We start from the raw sequence: 3,319 nt of genomic DNA, 5'->3' as shown, positions 1-3,319 counted from the left end.
TTGAAAACGGCATAATAATTTTTATGAAAATAAGACCAGTTACTTATTTATTTTTGTTGATTAGTTAATATAATACCTATTTTTAAAAAAGTATTTATTGTTGTGAAGATAAACATATGATTGAACGAGCGATAAAACTTTTTTAATCACCCCCCCACTCCCACACTCGCTCGTTCACGTTTCTTAAAATCTGATTTTCGCAGTTGTCAGGGGAATGATATTATCAGGGAAATGATATCTGGATAAATAGAGGTCCTTGTTATCAGAAATTATTTGGTAGCTTGGACGAGCAATAGAGAACAGAAAACTTTACTGTATGAAGATTCGGATCTGGGGTGAGCGCAAAGAAGAAATTTACATTACAAACTCACAGTAGCAGGCAGCTGAGCAGGTATTTTAGAGGAAATGGACCTCCAGACTTCCCATTCTCCAGGACTCCAGCTTATAAATGTTCTAATTGAATAGATAGACGGATTCCTACTTTTTAAACTCTAATTTTCTATAAGCCCTCAACAGGCCAGATCCCCCGCACAAATCCCTTCAATCATAAATGATATGCTGAAAGAATTATCATGGGCTTCAAAAATTTTTATGTCAAACTATTTTTTGCATGGAAACAATTTTTGACAGAGTTTATTTAATATAATTTAATATATAATAATATTATGGAGTTGGAAAGTCCAATCAGAAAACAGGGTACGATCACATATAAAATCTCCAGGGGGTCGCAGATATTTGAATCCCGGGAAATAATTATAAGGAGGGGTTGAAACTGGGAGACAAAGAAATAGAAACTGCAATAGCTAATGTGTTAAAAACACTGGATATCTCAGATGTTGATGATACCACATACAAACGGCTTGTTAATATTGGTTTACAGTATGATTATATCGAAAGTGAACTTTTTGAACAGATGATTGAAACCGAACTTATTATATTTCTTGAGGAGTGCCGTTCTGATAGCTTATGAAGCTGGAGTGTAATTTCATTTTCTTAAACTATTTCAGTCGGTTTTACGGAACCTCTTTTCAAGTTAAGCAGCAATTTTACTGCTTCTTCTTTTCAGCTGGTAGACTGCTCGTATAGAGTTAAGTCAGATTACCTGAAGTCCTTCTGTGCCTGTTTCACTTTAAAACATATCACTCATTTTCTAAAGGGTTTTACCAATCATCTTCTAAAGGGACTTTACATTATGTGAAACAAAACCAGAAAGCCAAAAGTGTTAAGCGCTCCACTCTCAACAGCTGTGTTTTCTGTGAAAAAGAAAGACCTTTTATATGAACCATCTGAGGTCAATACTTTCACTCAGCTCGGTTACTCCTTTTAGCCTATTACTCATAATTCATTGCTGGTTAACATGGATACATCAGAGAAATATATCAGAATGTGCTCGCTCGCTAGGGAAATTCAGCAAAAATGGGTATTTCAATCCGGTGATTTTGTTTATAATCCTGCTTCAGAAAAAGTTGTGGTTTTACTCTATCCCGGAAATAATTCTAATTATATCTGGCTACCGAGACAGGATCAGCTTCAAGAGATCTGTATCGATTTCTACATGCAGAATCTGAAGATATCGAAATTCGAAGCATTCTTACGATTTTTGGAATGGTACTCAGGACGCCTTAGATATGCTTTCGAACATGGGCTTAAGAATGGAGATGGTTTCATCGACTCGGGAGAAGAGCTTTTGTTAAACCGTGCAATGATAATGATGCACTGGAAAAAATGGGACGGGGAAAATTGGATAAAAGCATTAGAACTGTCTTCGCCGAAGCAGGGGCCTTCACCTGGGAATTATGGAATCAAATTATAAGGTGTTCTTATGATCACAAATATAATCCGAAAAATCGAATCTAACTTTCTTGAAACGATTTAATTGGTCATCGGTTAAGGAATTTTCGACCGTACAACATAAGTTATGTAAAATCACAAATCTCAAGAAGTTATCTGGGAGAAAATTCCATAGCGAGAGATCAATTTTTCCCCCAATACACAAAAACCTGACTTCAAATTTACAGCAAATTAGGCACACTGTCGCTAAGTGCAACAGAACTGTATTTATTAAAAAACAGAGGGAATTGACCCCCTGTAAAAATTATTTTTTATAACCTTTATTATCTTGCCACAAAGGTCTTTGAACCGAATTTGACTCTTACTCCTCTGCCGGTTAAGTAGCATAGGAACAGGCTACTGATTACTACCACTTTTATTGTCGCATAGATCAATACATATGGTACCAGCATTAGTAATAATCTTTTGTCTGTGGTAAAGAACGGACCAATGAGTATTAGATATAGCAGTATAGAAAAAGCAATATACTGCATTCCACTCATCAGTACCAGCGGGATGTTATCATACTGAAGGATAAAGTACGGTACTGATATCATCAGGATGATAGAGCAGATTCCCGTAATGTATCCTGAATAGTTGAATACCATCCAGGGGTTTCTAACTGCCCATTTCTTATGGAGCCTCCATAACTGGAGATTTCCGTACCACCATCTCTTTCTCTGTTTATACCACCCGCGAACAGTCTCAGGTGCGTTCGTGTAAACTATTGCTTTTGGTTCTTGAATTATCTTCATGGAGTTTTTGAGAACCCTGATTGTAAAATCTGCATCTTCAACGATGGTTTCGTTACTGAATCGAACCACATCGCATACTCCGCGCCTGACAGCAGTAAGAGGGCCAGGACATACGAGAATGCTGTTGGACAAGCTTTGGAGATAGCGGGTAATTTCCTGTTCTATGCGATATTCAATCATCTGGAAGTACTTAATGAGTCCCTTTTTTCCATGGTTATCCTGAATAAACACATTTCCTGCTACCATCTGGGCTTCTTTGTTCTCATTGAGACATTTCACCAGAGAACTCACCGCATCTGGTGACATATACGAATCTGAATCCGTAAAGATCAGAATGTCTCCTTTTGCAATCTCAATCGCTTTATTTAGAGCGTTTGCTTTTCCTCCATTCACTTTTAGATCGAGAAGTTTTACAGGATATTTTGAAATAATCTCTGCAGTCCGGTCACTGGACCCGTCATTAACAGCGATTACCTCCATTTCCCCTTTATAGTCCTGGTTAAGTATGGATTCAAGGCATTTGCCTATTGATTTCTCTTCATTATAAGCCGGTGCAATAACGGTGACTAACATCGGATCTTTCGGATCTTTACCATCTTTAAGCAGGTATTTAATCTGTTCTCTATTCTTCTGCCACTCTGAAAATACTTTCCATATCACGAAGAATGAAAGTGGCAATAAAGCGGTTATGATAAAGAACCAGAAGTATACCTCCATTATTTTATTGACATTTA

General features: G+C 37.1%; 3 protein-coding genes. 2 read left to right on the top strand and 1 reads right to left on the bottom strand.

The genetic code is table 11. The features are described from left to right. The first annotated feature begins 766 nt into the window (after positions 1–766). Positions 767–970, top strand: a complete 204-nt coding sequence (locus tag PLL47_RS14715) for a hypothetical protein (RefSeq protein ID WP_324447307.1) — start codon at positions 767–769, stop codon at positions 968–970. Between the two features lie 387 nt (positions 971–1,357). Next, positions 1,358–1,813 carry a hypothetical protein gene (locus PLL47_RS14710; RefSeq protein WP_324447305.1) on the top strand — a complete coding sequence of 152 codons (456 nt, stop codon included), beginning with the start codon at positions 1,358–1,360 and terminating at the stop codon, positions 1,811–1,813. A 301-nt stretch (positions 1,814–2,114) separates the two neighbouring features. Here the strand turns inward: PLL47_RS14710 and PLL47_RS14705 are convergent. Continuing rightward, a partial coding sequence (locus PLL47_RS14705; protein WP_324447303.1) for a glycosyltransferase family 2 protein occupies positions 2,115–3,319 on the bottom strand: 1,205 nt, incomplete at its 5' end.

It is taken from the genome of Methanosarcina sp., from assembly GCF_035390745.1.
GTDB lineage: Archaea > Halobacteriota > Methanosarcinia > Methanosarcinales > Methanosarcinaceae > Methanosarcina.
This window is presented reverse-complemented; position numbering and strand designations above follow the sequence as displayed.

Bases quoted from the DNA above. Each gene is read 5' to 3' on its own strand.
- PLL47_RS14710 (WP_324447305.1), top strand. From the start codon at position 1,358: ATGGATACATCAGAGAAATATATCAGAATGTGCTCGCTCGCTAGGGAA.